Consider the following 209-nt stretch of genomic DNA (forward strand, 5'->3'; position numbering starts at 1 on the left):
ACGCCTTGTGGGGCGCGGCCTCTCCGGCGTCCTGGCCGACGGGCGGGTCCGGGACTTCGACCAGCTTTCCGGCTACGACCTCGCCGTGTACTGCCGAGGGGAGGCTCTCGAGTGGGGCGGCGACACCATCACCCCATTCGAGGCCAACAGGCCCGTCGTGGTCGGTGGGGTCGCTGTCAGACCGGGCGATTACGTGTTCGCGGACGGGG

At 70.8% G+C, this 209-nt stretch carries 1 pseudogene; it reads left to right on the forward strand.

Going from position 1 to position 209, the window contains the following annotated elements:
• Window positions 1-209: pseudogene (locus IH48_RS0132835) on the forward strand (RraA family protein); the annotation flags it as partial.

Source organism: Streptomyces sp. NRRL F-5126 (genome assembly GCF_000721265.1).
GTDB lineage: Bacteria > Actinomycetota > Actinomycetes > Streptomycetales > Streptomycetaceae > Streptomyces.